This window comes from uncultured Citricoccus sp., from assembly GCF_937871995.1.
In the GTDB taxonomy this organism is placed as follows: Bacteria; Actinomycetota; Actinomycetes; order Actinomycetales; family Micrococcaceae; genus Citricoccus.
On sequence record NZ_CALMQR010000119.1, the window covers coordinates 1 to 20,879 of the forward strand.

Below are 20,879 nucleotides of genomic sequence, written 5' to 3' on the forward strand. Positions count from 1 at the left end.
TGGGCCCGGTCCGCCCGCCGTAGGGTCTCCCTCGACCTGGCCGCGCGGCTGGCCTCCCTGCTGTCCCGTGATCCCGCCGGGGTCCGGCGGTGAGCCGCGGCTGGGCGCCGTCGCGGCCGCCGTCGCCGTCCCGGCAGGAGAGGGCACGTCGCTGGCTGGCCGCGCGCGTGGCCGCGTCCGGGACCCGGCAGTCCGGCTCCGGGGGCGTGGACCTGCCCCCGGAACTGCTCGGCGAGGCCGTCCGGCGTCACCTGCCCGTCCACACGCCCGAGGAGGCTGCCCGGCAGATGACGGTCCTGGCCGACGGGCTCACCGGCCTCGGTCCGCTGGCGGAACCGGCACGCGGTCCCGGAGTCACGGACGTCCTGGTCGACGCGGAGGGGGCCGTGTGGACGGACGGGGCCGAGGGTCTGCGGCGCACGGGACAGAGGCTGGCCCCCTCCGAGGCCCGGCAGCTGGCGGTGCGACTGCTGGCCCAGGACGGGCGCCGCCTGGACGAGGGACAGCCCTACGGGGACGCTCAGGTCGCCGGTGCCCGGGTGCACGCGGTCCTGCCCCCGATCACCACCGGCGGACCCCAGATCAGCGTGCGACTGCCAGCGCCCGAGCCGCCGGCGCTGGACCGGCTGGCCGGGCGGTGGCCCCACGGTGAGCGGTGGCTGTCCGTGCTGCGCCACGTGCTGGCGGTCCGGGCCAACCTGCTCATCAGCGGGGCCACGGGGTCGGGCAAGACCACCCTGCTCGGCGCCCTGCTCGCCGAGGTCCCCGCGGACGAGCGGATCATCACCGTGGAGGACACCCGGGAGCTGCGGCCGGCCCACGGTCACGTGGTCTCCCTGCAGGCCCGCCCCGGCAACGCCGAGGGCTCCGGTGCCGTCAGCCTGGCCGACCTCGTCCGCCAGGCGCTGCGGATGCGGCCGGACCGGCTCGTGGTGGGTGAGTGCCGCGGTGCCGAGGTGGCCGACTTCCTGGCGGCCATGAACACCGGACACCGCGGTGCGGCCGGCACCGTGCACGCCAACTCCGCCCGGGACGTCCCGGCCCGGCTCCAGGCCATGGGCGCCCTGGCCGGGCTCGGACCCGAGGCGACGGCCCTGCAGGCCGCCAGCGCGGTCGACGCCGTCCTGCACGTGGAGCGCACAGCCGCCGGCCGCCGCCCCGTGGAACTGGCCGTCCTGGACCGCCCGGAGGGTGCGGAGGCCCGCACCCTGCGCGTCGTGCCGGCGATCACCGCCACCGCGGAGGGATTGTGCTTCGGCCCGGGACTGGATGCGCTGGAGGCCCTGACCGGGTCCACCCGGAGCGGAGGACGCCATGCGCTGGACCGGTGAGCCGCTGCGTCGCCTGCTCCCCGGCGCGGCCCGACGGCGGCGCGAGCACCAGACGGAGGAGTTCATCACCCTGCTGCGCCAGGCCGCGGCCCTGCTGCAGGCGGGCCGGAGGACCGAGGGTGTCTGGGCCGAACTGGCCGGACTCCACGATCCCTGCCGGTCGGGCACCCGGCGCCCCGGGTGCTGCCTGCACCACGCCCTGGTGGACGCGGACACCGCGGTCCTGCTCGGCCGGCCGCCCGGGCACGAGGAGGCCGGCCGGCACTGGGAACAGCTCACCGGGTGCCTGGCGGTCTCCCGGGAGGCCGGGGTTCCCCTGGCCGGGCTGCTGGAGCGGCTCGCCGACGCCTTGGAGGACGGTCAGGACGCCCATCAGGCCCGTGAGGCGGCCTCGGCCGGTCCGAGGTCCACGGCCCGGTTGCTCGGGCTGCTGCCCGTGGCGGGCCTGGGGCTGTCCGCGCTCGTCGGGGCCCCGCCCACGGAGCTGTTGGCCGGCCCGCTGGGCTGGCTCGTGGTGGGCACCGGGGCGGCGCTCGCCGTCGTCGGGCACCTCTGGACCCGTGCCCTGGCCCGCCGGGCAGAGGACGGGGCCTGACGTGGACGCGGCGCTGGCCCTGGACCTGCTGGCCGGACTGCTGGAGAGCGGGCAGGGGCTCGTTCCCGCCCTGGACCTGCTGGGGGCGCACCTGCCCGGGGCGGCACCGCTGCGCCGCGTCGCCGCCCTGTTGCGCCTCGGCGTGGACTGGGACGAGGCCTGGGAGACGCAGGACGAGGACCTGCGGGAACTCGCCCGGGAACTGCGCTTCGCCCACCACACCGGGGCCCCGACCGCGGCCCTGCTGCGGTCCACGGCCACCTCCCTCCGGCGCAACCGGCGGCGCAGGGCCGAGCAGCGCGCTGCCGAACTGGCCACGCGCCTGGTGCTGCCCCTCGGGCTCTGCCAGCTGCCCTCCTTCCTGTGCCTGGGCATCGTCCCCCTGGTGCTGGCACTGCTTCCCTAGGGGCGGTCTGGGGACTGACCGCTCCTCCACACCGCACCGGTGTCCGCGACCCGTCCAGAACCGGCGCCCCTGAGGACCCCACGCCGGAGCCCCCGCCAGCAGTCTGGAGGCGGGCGGCCGAATCCACCCGTCCCATCCACCGCGACACACCCCAGAAGAACCCAAGATGAACCCACGAAGAACCCAAGGAGACACCATGAACCCCTCACCCGCCACCGCGGACATCGCTCCGGGCACGGCCCCGGGCCCCGCCCACAACCCCGCCCACAACCCCGCCCAGACCCCCGCGCAGGCCCCCGTGCCTGTGCTCGACTGGTCCGACGAGACCGGGGCACAGACCGCCGAGTACGGCATCGTCACGCTGGCCGCCGTGGGCTTCGCCGGAGTCCTCGCCGTCGTCCTGGCCGGCGCCGACGTCCAGGGCCTGCTGCTGGACATCGTCAAGAACGCCCTCAGCTTCGGCTGACGGACCACCGCCACCGCTCCCGTGGTCCTCCGGCCCGCGCCGGAGGGCCACGGAAGCCCAGCCCGGGAGGCCCTCGTGCATCCATCACCGTCCGAGCGAGGATCGGTCACCGCCGAGTACGCCGTGCTGCTGCCGGGTGCCGCCGTGGTCCTGGCCGGGGCCCTGCTCGCCGGGGCCGCCACGCTGCAGCAGATCCGCCTGGAGGAGGCCGCTGCCGCCACCGTGCGCGAACTGGCCCGCGGGGAGACGGACGCCCAGGCCATCGGCACCGCCCGGCGCATGGCCGGTGACGGCGCCCGGCTGAGCAGTTCCCGCACCCCCGGCTGGGTCACCGTGACGCTCGCCCACACCCCACCCGGTCCGCTGGGCTGGTGGGACGGCTGGCAACTCGAGGCGACCGCCCACGCTCCGGACCAGTGGGTCGTGCCTCCCGCTGGAGCGCCGTGATCACCGGCGACCGGGGCGCCGGTGCGGTGACGGTGCTGCTCACCGTGTTCACCACCCTGGTCCTGCTGGCCGCGGCGACCGCGTTCGTGTTCGCCTTCCTCGGCGCCACCGCGGTCCGGGCCTCGGCCGCCGCGGACCTCGCCGCCCTCGCCGCCGCAGACGCCGCGCGAGGGCTGGTCGCGGCGGACCCCTGCGCGCTCGCGGGGGAGGTCACCGGGCGTCACGGCGGCCGGCTCACCGGGTGCTCGAGGGCCGACGGCGGCACCGTCCTGGTGCGGGTCCGCTACGCCTCGCCGCTGCCCTGGCCCGCCGAGGGCGTCTCCCGGGCCGGCCCGCCACCGGTCGCCTGGGAGTCCTCGGCCTCTCCGACGCCTCCCGCCCCGTCGACGTCCTCGACCGGATGACCCCGCAACCGGTCCAGGACGAAGGCCAGGAGCGTGCCCGCCCCGTCCTTGTCCAGGGGATTGTTGCGGTTGCCGCACTTGGGGGACTGCACGCAGGACGGGCAGCCGTCGGCACAGGCGCAGGAGCGGACCGTGTCCAGGGTCGCCCGGAGCCAGACCTCCGCCTGGGCGAACCCCCGCTCCGCGAAGCCGGCACCCCCGGGGTGGCCGTCGTAGACGAACACCGAGGGCTCGCCGGTGTCCGGGTGCAGTGCCATGGAGACCCCGCCGATGTCCCAACGGTCGTTGGAGGCCACCAGCGGCAACAGGCCGATCATCGCGTGCTCGGCGGCGTGCAGGGCGCCGGGCAGCCGGTCCATCGTCAACCCGGCGGCCACCAGGTGCTCCGACGGGCAATGGAACCAGACCGCGGTGGTGAACAGCTCCCGGGCCGACAGCTCCAGGGGCTCCTCGCCCAGCACCTCGCCCGAGACCAGCGCCTTGCGCTGGAAGGAGACCACCTGGGTGGTGACCTTCACGGGCCCCGTGCACCACTGCAGGTCACCGCCGTCGCGACGACGGACCGTGTCCAGGACCTCGATCTCCGTGATGTCCCGGGCCTGGGTGTAGTACTCCGGCCAGGCCCGTGTCACCAGGACCGCGTGGGCGTCCTCGTCGAGGTCCTCCACCAGGTAGGTCCGGTCCTGGTGCACGTACACCGCCCCGGGGTGCGCCTGGTAGTGGGTCTGCGGCGAGCCCATGGTGCCCAGCACCGCCCCGGTGTCCGCGTCGATGATGTCCACCGGGCCGCCGCCGTCGTCCCGCAGGGAGACCAGGGCCGCCGCGTGCTCGGGATGGGTCCAGAACCAGCCGGCCGGCCGGCGTCGCAGGTAGCCCTCCGCCACGAGCCGGTCCACGAGGCCGCGCACGTGGCCGGGCTCTCCGAAGGCCGCCAGGCCGTCCGGGACCAGCGGCAGCTCGGCGGCCGCGGCACACAGGTGGGGGGCCAGGATGTGCGGGTTGGACGGGTCCGTCACCGAGTCCTCCACGGCGAGCTCGAACACCGCCTCCGGATGGTGCACCACGAAGGTGTCCAGGGGGTCGTCACCGGCCACGTACACGGCCAGGGACTCCTGGCCGGCCCGGCCCGCCCGCCCCACCTGCTGGAAGAACGAGGCCCGCGTCCCGGGCCAGCCGGCCACCAGCACCGCGTCGAGCCCGGCGATGTCGATGCCCAGCTCCAGGGCCGGGGTGGAGGCCACCCCCAGCAGCCGTCCCGTGCGCAGGGCGGTCTCCACCTCGCGACGCTCCTCCGGCAGGTAGCCGGCGCGGTAGGCCGCCACCCGCGGGGGCAGGGACGGGTCCACCTCCGCGAGCTCCCGCTTGGCGGCGGAGGCCATGGCCTCCGCACCGCGCCGGGACCGGATGAAGGCGATGGTCCGGGTCCCGGCCACGGCGAGGTCCGCCATCATCCCGGCCGACTCCGCGGTGGCCGAACGGCGCACCGGGGCACCGTTCTCACCGCGCGCGTCCGTCAGCTCGGGTTCCCAGAACCCGACCGTCACCGCACCGTGGGGCGAGGCGTCCTCGGTGACGGCCACGGCGTCCGCCCCGATCAGCCGGGTGAACGACCCGGCGGGGTCCGCGCTGGTGGCGGAGGCGCCGATGAACACCGGCCCCGCACCGTAGTGCGCGCAGACCCGGGCCAGCCGGCGCAGCAGCACCGCCACGTGGGAACCGAACACCCCCCGGTACACGTGCGCCTCGTCCACGATGACGTACCGCAGCCGGCGGAAGAACCGGCCCCAGCGCTCGTGGTGGGGCAGGATCCCGATGTGCAGCATGTCCGGATTCGTCAGCAGCACGTTCGCGTGGTCCCGGGCCCAGGAACGGTCCGCCGGGGCGGTGTCCCCGTCATAGGGGGACGGGCGCAGCCAGCCGGCCCCGTCCCGGGCCAGGGCGCGCCAGGCGACGAGCTGGTCCGCGGCGAGGGCCTTGGTGGGGGAGAGGTACAGCACGGTCCCGGCAGGGTCATCGGCCAGGGCGGTGCCGGCCGCGAGCTGGTAGCCCAGGGACTTGCCGGAGGCGGTGCCGGTGGCCAGCACCACGTGCCGACCGGAGGCGGCGAGCCGGGCGGCCTCGACCTGGTGGTGCCACGGCTCGAGCACGCCCGAGCCTCCGAAGGCCTGCACCAGGCCCTCCGGGGTGCCCTCGGGCCACGGCTCGGTCCGCGCCGGACGCTCCGGAAGGTAGCGCACGTGCACCAGCTGGCCGGGGACGGACGGCCTCCCCAGGGCCCGGGCCAGGGCCTCGGCGTCCCGGGGATCGTCGGTCCGGACGGGAGGGTTCAGCTGAGGTCCGAGTGGGAGGGGTTCTCGGTGTGGTCCTCGAGGGCCCCGAAGACGGTGACGTCCGCCAGCTCGGTCCAGCCCAGGTGCCCGTACAGGGCCTGTCCCTCGGCGCCGGCCACCAGCAGGCCCTCCTGCACGTCGTGCTCGAGGGCGAGGGAGGCCAGGTAGCGCATGACGAGCGAGCCCAGGCCCTGACGGCGGAACTCGGGAGAGGTCCAGATCCGGTCGAACACCGCGTAGCCGTCCACGGCGGCCACCCGGCCCCGGGCGGCCACGGCGCCGGCCCCGGCGGAGTGCTGGTCCGTGGAGGTGATGGTCAGCAGGAACCAGTCCGGCTCGTTGCGCTCGATCGCGGCCTCGAACTCCTCCGGCACGATCGGTGCCTCGACGTCCTGGCCGGTCATGTCCACCACCATGAGCTTCTCGCCCGTGGAGACCCGCTTCAGCGGCACGCCCTCCGGGATGGCCGGGGCGGTGCCCACCACGGTGAGCAGCCGGCCCGGGTGCTGCTGGACCTCGACCGAGGCGGCCGTCAGGGCGTCCTCATCGGGATTGGCGAGAACGTACTCCCAGTCCTGGCCGTCCGTGGACTGGTGCCCGGTGCGCAGCGAGGCGTGGACGGGGCCGTCGTGGCGTACCTCGTAGTCGCGGCACCGGGACCACCCGGTGACCCACGTGCTGACCAGAGCGTCGTTCAGGGCAGAAGTCATGGCAAGAGACTATCCCGTGACGTCGGGGGACCGCACGGGCATAACCTCTCCCGGTCCAAAACGTCACCTGGGGGTAGTCTGCAGCCCGCCGCCGACCCTGGCAACCACCCGGCCGCGTCCCACTACCCTTGGAGCGGTGAGCCAGTCCAAGATCGCCCTCTACTACCGCTTCGCCCCCGTGGCCGACCCCGAGGCCGTGCGACTCTGGCAGCACGCCCTGGCCGAACGCTGGGGACTGACCGGCCGGATCATCGTGGCCCCCCACGGCATCAACGGCACGGTCGGCGGGCCGATCGACGCGGTGAAGCAGTACGTCAGGACCACCCGGACCTATCCGCCGTTCGCCGGCCTGGAGGTCAAGTGGTCGGACGGGTCCGCCGAGGACTTCCCCCGGCTCTCCGTGAAGGTCCGGCCCGAACTGGTCGCCTTCGACGTCCCCGGGGAGGTCACCGTCACCGCGGACGGGGTGCGGGACACGGGCACCCACCTGGACCCACAGGCGCTGCACCGCCTCGTCGCCGAGAAGCGCGACGCCGGCACCCCCGTGGTGTTCTTCGACGGGCGCAACGCGGTGGAGGCCAAGATCGGCCGGTTCCGCGACGCCGTCGTGCCGGACACCACGACCACGCGCGACTTCGTGGCCGAACTGGACTCCGGCAAGTACGACCACCTCAAGGACCAGCCGGTGGTCACCTACTGCACCGGCGGCATCCGCTGCGAGGTGCTGACGGCCCTGATGCACCACCGCGGCTTCGGCGAGGTCTACCAGCTGGATGGCGGGATCGTCCGCTACGGCGAGGCCTTCGGGGACGCCGGGCTGTGGGAGGGCTCGCTGGCCGTCTTCGACCGCCGGATGCGCGTGGAGTTCTCCGACCGGGCCGCCGTCGTCGGCCGCTGCAGCCTGTGCGGGACGCCGACCGCCGAACTGCGCAATTGCGCCGATGCCTCCTGCAAGACGCTGGACACCGTCTGCGACGGCTGTGCCGAGGCCGCCCCGGACCGGGTCTGCGCGGTATGCACAATGGACGCATGACCCAGATGCACGAACCCCCGCCGCCCGGCCGGGACCGGGACGCGATCACCCGCCTCGCGGCCGGCCTGCGCGCCCTGCCCTACACCACGGACGCGGTCGGGGACCTGCTCGGGGAGACGGCCGGCGCCGCGCTGGACCGCGAGCAGGCCGAGCCTGCCCGGCGGCGCGTGGCCCAGGTGCTGGACGACGACGGCGCCCCCGCCTCCCAGCGCGCGCTCGCCGCCGTCGTGTCCTGCTGGATGCTCGGCGACGCGGTGCCGGTCGCGGCGCTGGACGCCGCGCTGCCCTCGCTGGGCGCCGGCGGGGCGGTGGGACTGAACCTCGGCCGGATCGGCGAGGGGCACTTCCACCCCGTCGTGGACCTGTCGCCCTACTCCGCGGATGACCTCGGCGAGGCGTGGATCGCCAGCGACCAGACCGCACTGCAGACCCGCGGCGTGCTGCCGCCCTGGCACGTCCTGGGCATCGGGCGGGCCTCGTTGACCCTGGCCGGGAACGTCATCCGCCGGCCGGTCGCCCGGGCCCTGGACCTCGGGGTCGGCTGCGGCATCCAGACCCTGCACCTGCTCGCGCACGCCGGGCACGTCACGGCCACGGACCTGTCCGGGCGCGCCCTGGACTTCACCGCCTTCAACCTGGTGCTCAACGCCGGGGCGCTGGGCCTGGACCCGGACGAGGACCCCTTCGCCCCGGGCGGGCGGGTCACCCTCCGGGCCGGGGACCTGCTGGACCCGGTGGCCGGGGAGCGGTTCGACCTGGTGGTCTCCAACCCGCCGTTCGTCATCACGCCGCGCACGGCGGGCGACGCGGACGGCATCAACACCTACCGCGACGGCGGCCGGGAGGGAGACCGGCTGCTCGCCGACCTCGTGCGCCGGCTGCCGGGCCACCTGGAACCGGGCGGGACGGCGCAATTGCTGGGCAACTGGGAACTCCACGACGCGGACGGCGGCTGGGACGCCCGGTTGCGCGACTGGATCCCGGCCGGCACCGACGCCTGGCTCATCCAGCGCGACGTGGCCGATCCGGCCCGCTACGCCGAGACGTGGCTGCAGGACTCCTCCGAGCAGTACGACCCGGCCGGCTACGCGGCCGGTTACCGGCGCTACCTGGAGGACTTCGACGCCCGGGGCGTGGCCGCCGTGGGGTTCGGTTACCTGTGGCTGCGCCGCCCGGAGGCCCCGCGGGCCGGGCGGGTCCGGGCCGAGGACCTCCAGGGCGAGCTGCAGCAGCCCCTGGGCCCGGCCTGGGGCGCGGCGGTGCAGCGGTGGGACCTCGTGGAGGGGCGGCCCCTGGCCGGACTGCACGTGCGGGTCCCGGCGGACGTCACGGAGGAGAGGCACCAGCGGTTCGGCGCCGAGCACCCCGAGGTCATCCTGGCCCGCCAGGGCGGCGGGTTCCGCCGGGTGGCCCACCTGGACACCGCCACCGCCGGTTTCCTCTCGGCGGCGGACGGCGAGTTCACCGTCGGCCAGCTGACCGGGGCCGTCGCGGGGCTGCTGGAGCTGGACGCCGAGGCCGAGGGTGCCCTGACGGAGGCCGTGCGGCACCTGCTCCTGGAGGGGTTTCTCGAGGCAGTGTGAAGCACCTCACGCGAAATGTGAAACACCTGCCTAGAATGTCTGTCCATGACCGAACTTGAGACCGCTCCGGCCCCCGGGAGCGAGTCGGACCAGGGCGGGCGCCGGCCCGTCGTCATCTCCGACCCGCAGGCCATCCGGGCGCTGGCCCACGAGGCCCGGCTGGAGGCACTCGAGGAGCTGTACGCGTCCCAGTCCACCCGCACGGCCACCGAGCTGGCCTCCCGCTGCGGTCTCTCGCCCTCGGCCATGAGCTACCACCTGCGCGCCCTGGAGAAGTACGGCTTCGTCGAGCGTTCGCCCTCGGAGGGGGACGGCCGGGAGCGGCGGTGGAAGGCCGCCGGGTACTCCCTGCTGGTGGACTCGCTGAACCACACCCCGACCTCCAAGCTGGCGTTCATCGACGTCCAGCTCAACACCTTCCGCGACCGGATCATGAAGGAGGTCGCCCGCCGCGAGGCGGAGGACAAGGAGGCCGAACGGTCCGCGGAGGTCCGCCGTCCGCCGGTGCTGTCCACCGGGATGATCTTCGTCGACTCGCAGCAGCGGGCGGAGTTCCAGTCCCGCCTGGCGGCCCTGATCGACGAGTTCGAGGAGCTCAACCCCGCCTCGGAGCGTTCCGTGGACGCCGAGCGCGTCTACTACCTGGTCTCCGTCCTCGCCGACGCGGCGCCCGGCCCCGCCGACACGGCCTGATCCGGCAGCGGTCGCCGGTGCCGTTACATTAGAGGGGCACCGGGCGGTCCGCCCGGCGACCGAGAAGGAGCCTGAGTGTCAGAGAAGGTCGACGGGACCAAACTCGTCATCGTGGAGTCCCCCGCCAAGAGCAAGTCCATCGCCAAGTACCTGGGCGAGGGATGGGTGGTGGATGCCTCGGCCGGTCACATCCGGGACCTCCCGCAGCCCTCGGACCTGCCGGCCGACATGAAGAAGGGCCCGTACGGCAAGTTCGCCGTGGACACCACCAACGGCTTCGAGCCCTATTACGTGGTGTACCCGGACAAGAAGAAGCGGGTCACCGAGCTCAAGCGCGAGCTCAAGGACGCCTCCGCCCTCTACCTCGCCACGGACGCCGACCGCGAGGGCGAGGCCATCGCCTGGCACCTGCTGCAGGAGCTCAAGCCCAAGGTCCCCGTCTACCGGATGACCTTCACGGAGATCACCAAGGAGGGCATCGCCCGCGGCCTGGAGAACATCCGCGAGATCGACGCCGACCTCGTGGACGCCCAGGAGACCCGCCGCATCCTGGACCGGCTCTTCGGCTACGAGATCTCCCCGGTGCTGTGGCGCAAGGTGGCCCGTGGCCTGTCGGCAGGTCGCGTGCAGTCCGTGGCCACCCGGCTCGTCGTCGAGCGCGAGCGCGAGCGCATGGCGTTCGTCCCGGCCTCGTACTGGGACCTGGACGGCACGTTCACCGCACAGGAGGGCCCCGGCGCGGGGGAGTCCTTCACCGCCCGGCTGGCCACCGTGGACGGCCGGCGGATCGCCAGCGGCCGGGACTTCACGGACCGCGGGGTGCTCAAGGACTCCGCCGAGGGCAAGGTCGCCACGCTGACCGAGGCCACCGCGACCGCCCTGGCCGAGGGCCTGCAGGGCGCGGCGTTCACCGTGGACTCGGTGGAGGACAAGCCCTACACCCGCCGCCCGGCGGCCCCGTTCACCACCTCCACGCTGCAGCAGGAGGCCTCGCGCAAGCTGCGGTTCTCCTCGCGGGTCACCATGCAGGTGGCGCAGCGGCTGTACGAGAACGGCTACATCACCTACATGCGTACGGACTCGGTGATGCTCTCGGACGAGGCGATCACCGCGGCCCGCCGGCAGGCCACGGAGCTCTACGGCCCGGAGTCCATCCCGCAGGCCAAGCGCGTGTACAAGGCGAAGAACGACTCGGCGCAGGAGGCCCACGAGGCCATCCGCCCCGCCGGTGACTCCTTCCGCACCCCCGGCCAGGTCTCCGGTGCGCTGCGCGGGGACGAGTTCCGCCTCTACGAGCTGATCTGGAAGCGCACCATCGCCTCCCAGATGGCCGACGCCAAGGGCTACACGGCCACCGTGAAGCTCTCCGGGACCGCCACCGGCGGCGAGGTCGCCGGGTTCACGGCCTCGGGCACGGTCATCACCTTCCCCGGCTTCCTGGCCGCCTACGAAGAGGGCCGGGACACCGAGTCGGAGAAGCCGGAGGGCAAGGACAAGCGCCTGCCGGACCTGGCCGCCGGCCAGTCCCTCACGGGCCGGGACGTCATCGCCTCCGGCCACGAGACCAGCCCGCCGCCGCGGTACACCGAGGCGTCCATCGTCGCCGAGCTGGAGAAGCGCGAGATCGGCCGGCCGTCCACCTACGCGCCGACCATCTCCACGATCATGGACCGCGGTTACGTGACCAAGCGCGGCAACGCCCTGGTCCCGTCCTGGACGGCCTTCAGCGTCATCCGCCTGCTCGAGGAGCACTTCGGCCGGTACGTCGACTACGACTTCACCGCCCGTATGGAGGACGACCTGGACCGGATCGCCGCCGGTGAGCTCCAGCGGGAGGCCTGGCTGCAGGCCTTCTACTTCGGCGCGGAGTCCGGCACCGAGGGGCTCAAGGCCGTGGTGGACAACCTGGGCGACATCGACGCCCGGGCCGTGAACTCCATCCCCGTGGCCGAGGGCATCACCCTGCGCGTGGGCAAGTTCGGCCCCTACCTGGAGAAGGACCTGCCGGCGGACGCCCCGGAGGGCACCGACCCGGAGCGCGCCAACGTCCCCGAGGACCTGGCCCCGGACGAGCTGACCCCGGCCAAGGCCGAGGAGCTGTTCGCCACCGCGGGGCCCTCGGAGCGCGTGCTCGGGGTGGACCCGGAGAGCGGGCGCACGATCGTGGCCAAGGACGGCCGCTACGGCCCCTACGTCACCGAGGTCATCGAGGAGATGACCGAGGAGCAGCTGGAGGCCTGGATGGAGGCCCAGCCCACCGAGTACTACAAGAACGGCAAGCCGAAGCCGAAGAAGAAGCCGGCCAAGGTCAAGCCGCGCACCGGCTCGCTGTTCAAGTCCATGTCCCTGGAGACGATCACCCTCGAGGACGCCCTGAGGCTGATGAGCCTGCCGCGCGTGGTGGGCCAGGACGCCGAGGGCACCGAGATCACCGTGCAGAACGGGCGTTTCGGCCCCTACCTGAAGAAGGGCACGGACTCCCGCTCACTGGAGTCCGAGGACCAGATCTTCACCATCACGCTCCAGCAGGCGCTGGACATCTACGCCCAGCCCAAGCAGCGCGGCCGCGGGGCGGCCAAGCCCCCGCTGGCGGAGTTCGGCGAGGACCCCGTCTCGGGGAAGAAGGTGGTCGTCAAGGAGGGCCGCTTCGGGCCCTACGTGACGGACGGCGAGACGAACATCACCGTGCCGCGGGCGATGGACCCGGAGTCGCTGACCGCCCAGCAGGCCTACGAGCTGCTGGCGGACAAGCGGGCCAAGGGCCCGGCGAAGAAGCCGGCGCGCAAGCCGGCGGCGCGGTCGAAGAGCACGGCGAAGAAGTAGCCATGCGCCTGGGTGTGCTGGACATCGGCTCGAACACCGTCCACCTGCTGCTGGTGGACGCCCACCCGGGTGCCCGTCCGTCCGCCTACGCGGACCACAAGCGCTCACTGTCCCTGCTGCAGCACCAGGACGATCAGGGACGGATCAGGGCCTCCGGCCAGGACGCCCTGGTCACCTTCATCCAGGAGGCGGTGCGCTTCGCCGTGGCCAACGGGGCCGAGGACCTGATCGCGTTCTGCACCTCGGCCATCCGCGAGTCCGCCAACGGCGCCGAGGTCCTGGACCGGGTCACCCGCGAGACCTCGGTGCACCTGACCGAGCTCTCGGGGGACCAGGAGGCGGCCATGACCTACTTCGCGGTCCGCCGCTGGCAGGGCTGGGACGTGGGGTCCATCCTGAACTTCGACATCGGGGGCGGCTCGTTCGAGATCGCCTACGGCACGGACGAGCTGCCCAGCTACGCGGCGTCCATCCCGCTCGGCGCCGGCCGCCTGACCAGGGACTGGCTGCCCGCGGACCCGCCCACCCCCAAGTCCGTCAAGAAGCTGCGCAAGTACGTCCGGGTCACCATGGCCGAGGCCGCGGGCGGCTTCCCCGCGCTGACGGCCCCCGTGCTGGTGACCGGCACCTCCAAGACCTTCCGCTCCCTGGCCCGGATCACGGGGGCGGCGCCGCTGGCCGCCGGGCCGTTCGTCAAGCGGCACCTGCGGATCGAGGACCTCAAGCTCTGGGTCAACCGGATGGCGGCCATGACGGCGGCGGAGCGGGCCGGGCTGCCCGGGGTCTCCGAGGTCCGCGCGGCCCAGATGCTCGCGGGCGGGATCGCCGCGGAGGCCGCGATGGAGCAGTTCGGGATCGCGCAGCTCGAGATCTGCCCGTGGGCACTGCGCGAGGGGCTGATCATGCGTAGGCTGGATGCCTTGGTCCAGGAGGGAATCCTGGGCCAGGAGGCGGTCCGGGGTGTCGGCAACGTCCGGCTCAACCCGGACCCGATGCTGCCGGGCTTCTCCGTGGGGGTGACCGTTGACTGAGAGCGCTGAAGAGATCGCCGCACGCGCGGAGCAGGCCGCCGCGGCCGCGGCCGCCGAGCGGGAGTCCGACGCCGAGCGCCACACCGGTCCCTGGGGCGGGGCCGTCGCCGAACGCGAGTCCCGTCCGGCCCGGGTGCGTGAGGGCGCCACCGCCACGCTGGGCGGAGCCGCCCGGCCCGCCCTCGGTCCCGGCCGGCTGGCCGCCGCCCTGGAGTCCACGCGCCAGCCGCCCGGCACGCCCGACGTCGGGCCCCAGGTGCCGCGGGACATCCCCGTCACGCTGTCCTCGTCCTCCGTGTTCCCGCTGGGCACCCAGGACGTCTTCGCCACGGCCGAGGACCTCGGCTACGACGCCGTGGAGGTCATGGTCACCCACAACTCGTGGTCCCAGGACGGACTGCTGCTGAACCGGTTGGCCCAGAAGCACCGGATGCCGATCCACTCGATCCACGCCCCCACGCTGCTGTTCACCCAGCAGGTGTGGGGTTCGGCGTGGAACAAGCTGGCCAAGAGCGCGGACCTGGCCCGAGAGGTCGGGGCCGAGATCGTGGTGGCGCACCCGCCGTTCCGCTGGCAGGGCAACTACGCCTCCGGTTTCGCGGCCGGGATCGAGGAGATCATGGACGCCACCGGCGTGAAGATCTGCGTGGAGAACATGTACCCGTGGCGCGCCGGCGCCCGCGAGGCCAAGATGTACCTGCCGCACTGGGACCCCGTCTCGCAGGCCTACGAGCACGTCACGTGGGACTTCTCCCACGCGGCGATCGCCCAGGAGGACTCCCTTGAGGCCTTCCAGGTGCTGGGGGAGCGGTTGCGCCACGTCCACCTCACCGACGGCACCGCCAACGGCAAGGACGAGCACCTGCTGCCCGGCGACGGCGACCAGCCGGTGGCCGCCTGCCTCGAGTTCCTCGGCGAGACCGGCTGGGACGGCGCCATCTGCGTGGAGGTCGGCACCCGCAAGGCCAAGTACGCCGGCCAGCGCGAGGAGATGCTCGGCTACTGCCTCGAATACGCCCGCAACCACCTGGCCGTCGGCGTCGAGCGCGCGGCCGCAAGGAGTGCCCAGTGAAGATCGCGATGCTCGGACTCGGCAACATGAACGGGGCCATCCTGGCCGGCATGCTGGCCGCCGGGACGGACCCGGCCGGGGTCTGCGCCACCGTCCACTCGGAGGACAGCGCGCGCGCCGCGGAGGAGCGCCACGGGATCGCCGTGAGCTGCACCGAGCGGGATCCCGAGGCGAACCGAAACGCCGCCTCGGGGGCCGACGTCGTGGTGCTGGGCGTGAAGCCCAGGTACATCCGCACCCTGTGCCGGGAGATCTCGACCGCGCTGGCACCGGAGACCGTGGTGGTCTCCGTGGCCGCGGGGATCACCACCGCGGCGATGGAGGAGAGCCTGCCCGAGGGCCAGCCGGTGGTGCGCACGATGCCGAACACGCCGCTGACCGTGGGGATGGGCGCCGTCGGGCTGGCCGGCGGCCGGACCGCGACGGAGGAGCACCTGGAGATGGCCGAACGGCTGTTCGCCGGCTCCGGGTCCGTCCACCGGGTGGCCGAGGACCAGATCGACGCGGTGGCCGCCGTCTCCGGCTCCGGACCGGCCTACGCGTTCCTGCTCGCCGAGCTGATGGCGGCGGGGGGCGCGGAACTGGGCCTGGACGAGCCGCTGGCGAAGGAGCTTGCCCGGTCCACCGTGGCCGGCGCCGGGCGGATGCTGGCCGATCCGGACGTGGACCCGGCCGTGCTGCGGCGGGCCGTGACCAGCCCGAACGGCACCACCGAGGCGGCCGTCGAGTCGTTCCTGGACGCGGGACTGGCCCGGCTGATCGCGGACGGCATGCGCGCCTCCGCGGAGCGCGGGCGGCAGATCAGCCAGGAGAACTAGGGCCGGGCCGCGAACCGCTCCAGCAGGTCGGTGTGGCCGGAGACGATCAGGGTGTCCCGGGGGCCGACCTTGGTGTCCGGCTGCGCGTAGGTGAAGTCCTCGCCCGGGGTCTTCACCCCCACGATCGTCACCCCGTACTTGGCGCGGATGTTGGACTCGGCCAGGGTGAAGCCCACGGCCTCGGTGGGCGGGTACATCTTGACGATCGCGAAGTCATCGTCGAACTCGATGAAGTCCAGCATCCGTCCCCCGACCAGGTGGGCGGCGCGCACGCCGGCATCGTGCTCGGGGAAGATCACGTGGTGGGCACCGATGCGGCGCAGGATCTTGCCGTGGGCCGGGGTGATGGCCTTGACCCAGATGTGGTCCACGCCCAGGTCCACGAGGTTGACGGTGATCAGCACGGAGGACTCGATCGAGGTGCCCACGCCCACCACGGCCGTGGCGAACTCCTGGGCGCCGAGCTGGCGCAGGGTCTCGATGTCCGTGGCGTCGGCCTCGACCACGTGGGTCAGGGACCCGGCCCACTTCTGCACGAGGGCGGGGTCGCGCTCGATCGCCATCACCTCGCGTCCCTGGGCCACGAGCTGCTCGCCCACGGCCGCGCCGAAGCGACCCAGGCCGATCAGCAGCACCGGAGCATGGGGGTCCGGACGGTTCTCAGCCAATGATCGGCCTTTCCTCGGGGTACCGGAACAGGTTGCGCCGCTGGCGCAGGGCCAGCGCGGACGCGAAGGTGATCGTACCAACGCGGCCGGAGAACATCAGTGCCGCCAGCACGTACTTGCCCGAGGGCGGTAACTCCTCGCTGAGGCCGGTGGTCAGGCCGCACGTGCCGAACGCGGACAGCACCTCGAACAGCGGCCGCTGCAGCGACTCGTCGGCGATCGCCACGAGGGCCATGGTGCCCACCAGCACGAGGGTGGCGCCGAGCGCGAGGACGGCGATGGCCACGCGCAACGACTCGGGGGCGATCGTGCGGCCGTGCGCGGTGACCTCCCGGTCGCCGCGGGCCTCGGCCACGATGGCCAGGAACATCACGGCGATCGTGCTGACCTTGATGCCGCCGGCCGTGGAGGCCGAGCCGCCGCCGGCGAACATCAGCGCATCGGTCAGCAGCAGCGTCTCGGGGGACTGGGCGTTCATGTCGAACACCGCGAAGCCGCCGGACCGGGGCATGACGGAGGTGAACAGGGCGTACTGGATGCGGCCGGCCGGCCCGAACTGGCCCAGGGTCTGGGCGTTGTTCCACTCGAAGATCCCGATCAGCACGGCCCCGCCCACCAGCAGGGCCAGGGTGGTGTTGACGGTGAGCTTGGTGTGCAGGTTCCACCGGGAGTAGTGCCACCGCTGCTGCATCAGGACCATGACGACCGGGAAGCCCAGGGCCCCGGCGAAGACCCCCACCATGATGGTCCAGATGATCCAGGGATCGCCCATGAAGGACTCCAGGCCGTCCACGTGCAGCACGAAACCGGCGTTGTTGAACGAGGACACGGCGTAGAAGACGCCGTTCCACAGGCCCTCCCACAACGAGCCGGTGTGCACCATGAAGCGCGGGACCAGCACGAGGGCCAGGAGGCCCTCGAGCGTCAGGGAGGTCAGCACGACCACCCGCAGCAGCGAACCGACCTCGCCGATCCGGCCGGTCGTCATCCCCTCCTGGGTGATGAGCTTGGAGCGCACGCCCAGCCGCTTGGACACCGCCAGGGAGAGCAGTGCGGCCATGGACAGGATGCCCAGGCCGCCGACCTGGATCGCGACGAGGATGATGGCCTGGCCGAGCAGGCTCCAGTGCTCGGCGGTGTTGACGGTGGTCAGTCCCGTCACCGAGACCGCCGAGGTGGCCACGAACAGCGCGTCGTGGAACGGGGTGACCCGTCCGCTCTGGGTGGCGGCCGGCAGCGAGAGCAGCGCCGTGAACAGCACGGTGACGAGGGCGAACGCCGACAGTGCGGCGCGCGCGGGGGAGGCGCCGGCAACGGTGGAGACCAGCCTGCGCAACCGCGTCGCGGCGCCGCGCAGCCCGGCCGGGACGTCCACGGGGGCCAATGGGCCGCGGGGCACGGAGGCCGGGCGGACCATGGGGCCGGACGACGGCGTCGGGATCCGTCCCGCGGCACGCCGCCGGGGCCTGGGAACGGGTATCTGCCGGGTCACGTCCACCATCATCCTCCATCGACCGCTCATGTCACCGGAAGGCGGGGTGAGCGTCATGACGAGCGCGTCCCGGGCCGGGAGGCCTAGTCTGTCAGTGATGACCAGCACATCCCCTGATCGCGTTCCCGCCGCCGTCGTCTGGGACGAGGCGCTGCTGAAGTATGAGTTCAGCAGGGCCCACCCGATGGCGCCGGTCCGCCTGGACCTGACGCACCGGTTGGCCGAGGCGCTGGGGCTGATGGACCGCGAGGGCCTGCGGATCATCCGTCCCGAGGTGGCCTCCGACGAGCTCCTGGCCTCCGTCCACGATCCCGCGTACGTCCGCGCGGTGCGCTCCGTGAGCTCGGGCGAGGTGGAGCACCGGCGGGACATGGGACTGGGCAGCGACGACAACCCGGTCTTCCCGCACATGCATGAGGCGGCAGCCCGCATCCTCGGCGGTTCCGTGGCCGCGGCCGAGGCGATCTGGGCCGGCGAGGTCAGGCACGCGGTCAACATCGCCGGTGGCCTGCACCATGCGGCACGCGGCCAGGCCAGCGGATTCTGCGTCTACAACGACTGCGCGGCGGCCATCCAGCGGCTGTTGGACCTGGGCGCCGAGCGGGTGGCCTACGTGGACCTGGACGCCCACCACGGGGACGGCGTGGAGTCGATGTTCTGGCACGACCCGCGGGTGCTGACGATCTCCGTGCACGAGACGGGGATCTCCCTGTTCCCGGGCACCGGCTTCGCCAACGACGTCGGCGGCCCGAACGCGCAGGGCACCGCCGTGAACGTGGCAGTGCCCCCCGGGACCGGGGACTCCGGGTTCCTGCGCGCCGTGCACGCGGTGGTGCCCCAGTTGTTGCGGGTGTTCGCCCCGGACGCCCTGGTGACCCAGCACGGGTGCGACGGTCACCGGGAGGATCCCCTGACGAACCTGACGATGTCCGTGGAGGGCCAGCGCCAGCTCGCCCTGGACGCCGCGGACTGGGCCGCCGACTTCGCCCACGACCGCTGGCTGGCCACCGGCGGAGGAGGGTACAGCCCGTTCTCGGTGGTGCCCCGGACCTGGAGCCACCTGCTGGCGGTGGCGACCGGCCGGCCGGTGCGCACGGACGCGGAGATCCCCGAGACGTGGCGTCGGTACGCCGCCCGGGCCGCGGGACTGGATCTCTCCCAGTCCCGGGAGCAGGGCGGGATCCCGCACCTGATGTCGGACGGCGTGGACGTGTGGTGGCGTTCCTGGGAGGTCGGCTACGACCCCTCGGACGCGATCGACCAGACGATCATGGCGACCCGCAAGGCGGTCTTCCCGTACCACGGACTGGATCCCTGGTTCGACTGACCCGCCGATGAACACTCTGATCCTGTGCACGCCGTGACTAGAGTGTGGCGAGTATTCGACAGGACGCCCGAGGATGCCCCGTCTGGGAGGGGGGCGGGCGTCGGTCGACACCAGTGGAAAAGAGGAACACACCGTGGGTGATGCCGGTACCTTCGCCGAAGCGCGATTCATGACCGTCACGGAGGTGGCGGAGATGATGCGGGTGTCTCGTATGACCGTCTACCGCATGATCCACGCCGGTGAACTCCCCGCCGTCCGCTTCGGGCGCTCCTATCGGGTGCCCCAGGCCGCCGTGGAGGAGATCCTCCAGACCGGGACCACGGAGGTCCGTGTCACGGGCACGGAGGACCACCGCGGCTGATCGCCGCCGCCCCAACGCACACGGTTCGTTCCCCGGGCCCGGGTCAGGGTAAGGTGTTAGGGAACGTTTTGACCTATGACGCCGGATCGTCAGCAGTCGTCTGCTGGCGGTTCACCAACCAAGCAAGAGGTTTCCCTATGGGTTCTGTGATCAAGAAGCGCCGTAAGCGTATGTCCAAGAAGAAGCACCGCAAGCTGCTTCGCAAGACCCGTCACCAGCGCCGCAACAAGAAGTGAGCTGAGTCTCCGCTCGTTTCCGGGGCCGTCCCGCCGCAAGGCAGGACGGCCCCGTTGCGTCTGCCTACGATGACGGGGTGAAGAGTTCTCCTGATGTGGTCCTGCTGGTCAAGGACGGTTGCCACCTGTGCGCCGACGCGGTCGCCGTGGTCGAGGAGGTCTGCGGCCGGCTGGGTGTGCCCTGGCGGGAGGTGGACATCGCCGGGCAGCCGGACCTGGCCGCGCGCCATGCCGAGGAGATCCCGGTCCTGATGGTGGACGGTGTCCAGCGCGACTTCTGGCGGATCGACCCGGTCCGTCTGGAACGCCTGCTGGGGGCGGACCGCCCGTGACGGGGGGACCTCCCACCGGGTCCGGTCCCGAGGCACGCACCGCGGGACCCTCGCTGTCCCGCCGGACCGTGGGGCGGCTGCCCGTCTACCTCCGTGCCCTGGCCGCCCTGGCCGCCGAGGGGGCCACCCGCGTGTCCTCCGTCGTGCTGGCCGAGCGGACTGGCGTCGGTTCCCCGCTGGTCCGGAGGGACCTGGCCGGGCTCGGACACCTGGGGCGCCCGGGGGTCGGTTACCCGGTGGGGGCCCTCCAGCGGGCGATCAGCCAGGTCCTCGGGCTGGCCGAGGACCAGCCCGTCGTCCTCGTCGGCGCCGGTCACCTCGGTTCGGCGCTGGCAGGGTATGACGGCTTCGTCGAGCGGGGACTGCGCATCTGTGCCGTGCTTGACGCCGATCCCCGGGTGATCGGACAGGCCCGCGGTCCCAGCGTGGTCCGGTCCATGGACGACCTCGAGGAGGTGGTGTCCGACACCCGTGCCCGGCTGGCGATCCTGGCGGTGCCCGCGGGTGCCGCACAGTCCCTGGCGGACCGCCTGGTCGCTGCCGGGATCCAGGGGGTGCTGAACTTCGCACCCGTGGAGTTGACCGTCCCGCAGGGCGTGTCCGTCCGGGCCGTGGACCTGTCCACCGAGCTGCAGATCCTGGCGTTCCACCAGGCTGCACTTCATGTCGACTGATATGTAGTGGACGTCTGTCAAGTGGCAGGGTGAGGCGCCCGTCCCCG

Annotated in this window: 21 protein-coding genes and 1 pseudogene; 18 read left to right on the top strand and 4 right to left on the bottom strand. The window is 72.9% G+C overall.

The window, feature by feature from the left end:
- The first annotated feature begins 89 nt into the window (after nt 1-89).
- The 6 genes and pseudogenes from Q0283_RS13715 to Q0283_RS13740 form a co-directional block, all read left to right on the top strand.
- Nucleotides 90-1,331, top strand: a complete 1,242-nt coding sequence (locus tag Q0283_RS13715) for a TadA family conjugal transfer-associated ATPase (protein WP_298045139.1) — start codon at nt 90-92, stop codon at nt 1,329-1,331.
- Complete coding sequence (locus Q0283_RS13720) at nt 1,315-1,926, top strand: type II secretion system F family protein (RefSeq protein ID WP_183527771.1); 612 nt, start codon at nt 1,315-1,317, stop codon at nt 1,924-1,926. The genes Q0283_RS13715 and Q0283_RS13720 overlap by 17 nt, the downstream gene beginning before the upstream one ends.
- Nucleotide 1,927: 1 nt before the next feature.
- Nucleotides 1,928-2,332: a type II secretion system F family protein gene (locus Q0283_RS13725; RefSeq protein ID WP_183527769.1), complete on the top strand. Its 405-nt coding sequence runs from the start codon at nt 1,928-1,930 to the stop codon at nt 2,330-2,332.
- Nucleotides 2,333-2,528: 196 nt separating this feature from the next.
- Nucleotides 2,529-2,798, top strand: a complete 270-nt coding sequence (locus tag Q0283_RS13730; protein ID WP_183527761.1) for a DUF4244 domain-containing protein — start codon at nt 2,529-2,531, stop codon at nt 2,796-2,798.
- A 75-nt stretch (nt 2,799-2,873) separates the two neighbouring features.
- Nucleotides 2,874-3,245, top strand: a complete 372-nt coding sequence (locus Q0283_RS13735; RefSeq protein WP_183527759.1) for a TadE family type IV pilus minor pilin — start codon at nt 2,874-2,876, stop codon at nt 3,243-3,245.
- Nucleotides 3,246-3,289: 44 nt separating this feature from the next.
- A pseudogene (locus tag Q0283_RS13740) lies at nt 3,290-3,520 on the top strand (hypothetical protein); the annotation flags it as partial.
- 8 nt (nt 3,521-3,528) lie between these two features.
- Here the strand turns inward: Q0283_RS13740 and Q0283_RS13745 are convergent.
- The gene (locus Q0283_RS13745; protein WP_183527757.1) at nt 3,529-5,892 is read right to left on the bottom strand and encodes a DEAD/DEAH box helicase; all 2,364 of its coding nucleotides are present in this window, start codon (nt 5,890-5,892) and stop codon (nt 3,529-3,531) included.
- 83 nt (nt 5,893-5,975) lie between these two features.
- On the bottom strand, nt 5,976-6,689 hold the full coding sequence (locus tag Q0283_RS13750; RefSeq protein WP_183527755.1) for a GNAT family N-acetyltransferase: 714 nt from the start codon (nt 6,687-6,689) through the stop codon (nt 5,976-5,978).
- A 136-nt stretch (nt 6,690-6,825) separates the two neighbouring features.
- On the opposite strand from Q0283_RS13750, the gene Q0283_RS13755 reads away from it, so the two are divergent.
- The 7 genes from Q0283_RS13755 (at nt 6,826) to proC (ending at nt 15,742) form a co-directional block, all read left to right on the top strand.
- Complete coding sequence (locus tag Q0283_RS13755; RefSeq protein WP_298045140.1) at nt 6,826-7,722, top strand: rhodanese-related sulfurtransferase; 897 nt, start codon at nt 6,826-6,828, stop codon at nt 7,720-7,722.
- A complete protein-coding gene (locus Q0283_RS13760; protein WP_255459476.1) occupies nt 7,719-9,305 on the top strand; it encodes a methyltransferase in 1,587 nt (528 codons plus the stop codon). Before Q0283_RS13755 ends, Q0283_RS13760 begins: the two co-directional genes overlap by 4 nt.
- A gap of 45 nt (nt 9,306-9,350) precedes the next feature.
- Complete coding sequence (locus Q0283_RS13765) at nt 9,351-9,998, top strand: helix-turn-helix domain-containing protein (RefSeq protein WP_010143114.1); 648 nt, start codon at nt 9,351-9,353, stop codon at nt 9,996-9,998.
- 75 nt (nt 9,999-10,073) lie between these two features.
- The gene (gene topA, locus Q0283_RS13770) at nt 10,074-12,821 is read left to right on the top strand and encodes a type I DNA topoisomerase (RefSeq protein ID WP_183527750.1); all 2,748 of its coding nucleotides are present in this window, start codon (nt 10,074-10,076) and stop codon (nt 12,819-12,821) included.
- A 2-nt stretch (nt 12,822-12,823) separates the two neighbouring features.
- Nucleotides 12,824-13,852 (top strand): Ppx/GppA family phosphatase, encoded by a 1,029-nt coding sequence (locus tag Q0283_RS13775; RefSeq protein WP_183527748.1) that lies wholly within the window; start codon nt 12,824-12,826, stop codon nt 13,850-13,852.
- Between the two features lie 256 nt (nt 13,853-14,108).
- Complete coding sequence (locus Q0283_RS13780; protein WP_298045143.1) at nt 14,109-14,924, top strand: sugar phosphate isomerase/epimerase; 816 nt, start codon at nt 14,109-14,111, stop codon at nt 14,922-14,924.
- A gap of 8 nt (nt 14,925-14,932) precedes the next feature.
- Entirely contained in the window at nt 14,933-15,742 is an 810-nt protein-coding gene (gene proC / locus Q0283_RS13785) for a pyrroline-5-carboxylate reductase (RefSeq protein ID WP_298045144.1), read from the top strand.
- On the opposite strand, the gene Q0283_RS13790 is transcribed toward proC, so the two are convergent.
- Nucleotides 15,739-16,410, bottom strand: a complete 672-nt coding sequence (locus Q0283_RS13790; protein ID WP_010143119.1) for a TrkA family potassium uptake protein — start codon at nt 16,408-16,410, stop codon at nt 15,739-15,741. The two genes, proC and Q0283_RS13790, sit on opposite strands and share 4 nt — an antisense overlap.
- A complete protein-coding gene (locus Q0283_RS13795; protein ID WP_298045145.1) occupies nt 16,403-17,911 on the bottom strand; it encodes a TrkH family potassium uptake protein in 1,509 nt (502 codons plus the stop codon). The genes Q0283_RS13790 and Q0283_RS13795 overlap by 8 nt, the downstream gene beginning before the upstream one ends.
- Before the next feature lie 88 nt (nt 17,912-17,999).
- On the opposite strand from Q0283_RS13795, the gene Q0283_RS13800 reads away from it, so the two are divergent.
- From Q0283_RS13800 to Q0283_RS13820, 5 genes are all read left to right on the top strand, one after another.
- Complete coding sequence (locus tag Q0283_RS13800; RefSeq protein WP_298045141.1) at nt 18,000-19,229, top strand: acetoin utilization protein AcuC; 1,230 nt, start codon at nt 18,000-18,002, stop codon at nt 19,227-19,229.
- Between the two features lie 169 nt (nt 19,230-19,398).
- A complete protein-coding gene (locus tag Q0283_RS13805) occupies nt 19,399-19,590 on the top strand; it encodes a helix-turn-helix domain-containing protein (protein ID WP_050813571.1) in 192 nt (63 codons plus the stop codon).
- Between the two features lie 137 nt (nt 19,591-19,727).
- Complete coding sequence (locus Q0283_RS13810; RefSeq protein WP_005504750.1) at nt 19,728-19,826, top strand: 30S ribosomal protein bS22; 99 nt, start codon at nt 19,728-19,730, stop codon at nt 19,824-19,826.
- Nucleotides 19,827-19,903: 77 nt separating this feature from the next.
- The gene (locus Q0283_RS13815) at nt 19,904-20,158 is read left to right on the top strand and encodes a glutaredoxin family protein (protein ID WP_298045142.1); all 255 of its coding nucleotides are present in this window, start codon (nt 19,904-19,906) and stop codon (nt 20,156-20,158) included.
- A complete protein-coding gene (locus Q0283_RS13820; RefSeq protein WP_183527740.1) occupies nt 20,155-20,832 on the top strand; it encodes a redox-sensing transcriptional repressor Rex in 678 nt (225 codons plus the stop codon). Before Q0283_RS13815 ends, Q0283_RS13820 begins: the two co-directional genes overlap by 4 nt.
- Nucleotides 20,833-20,879 lie beyond the last annotated feature (47 nt).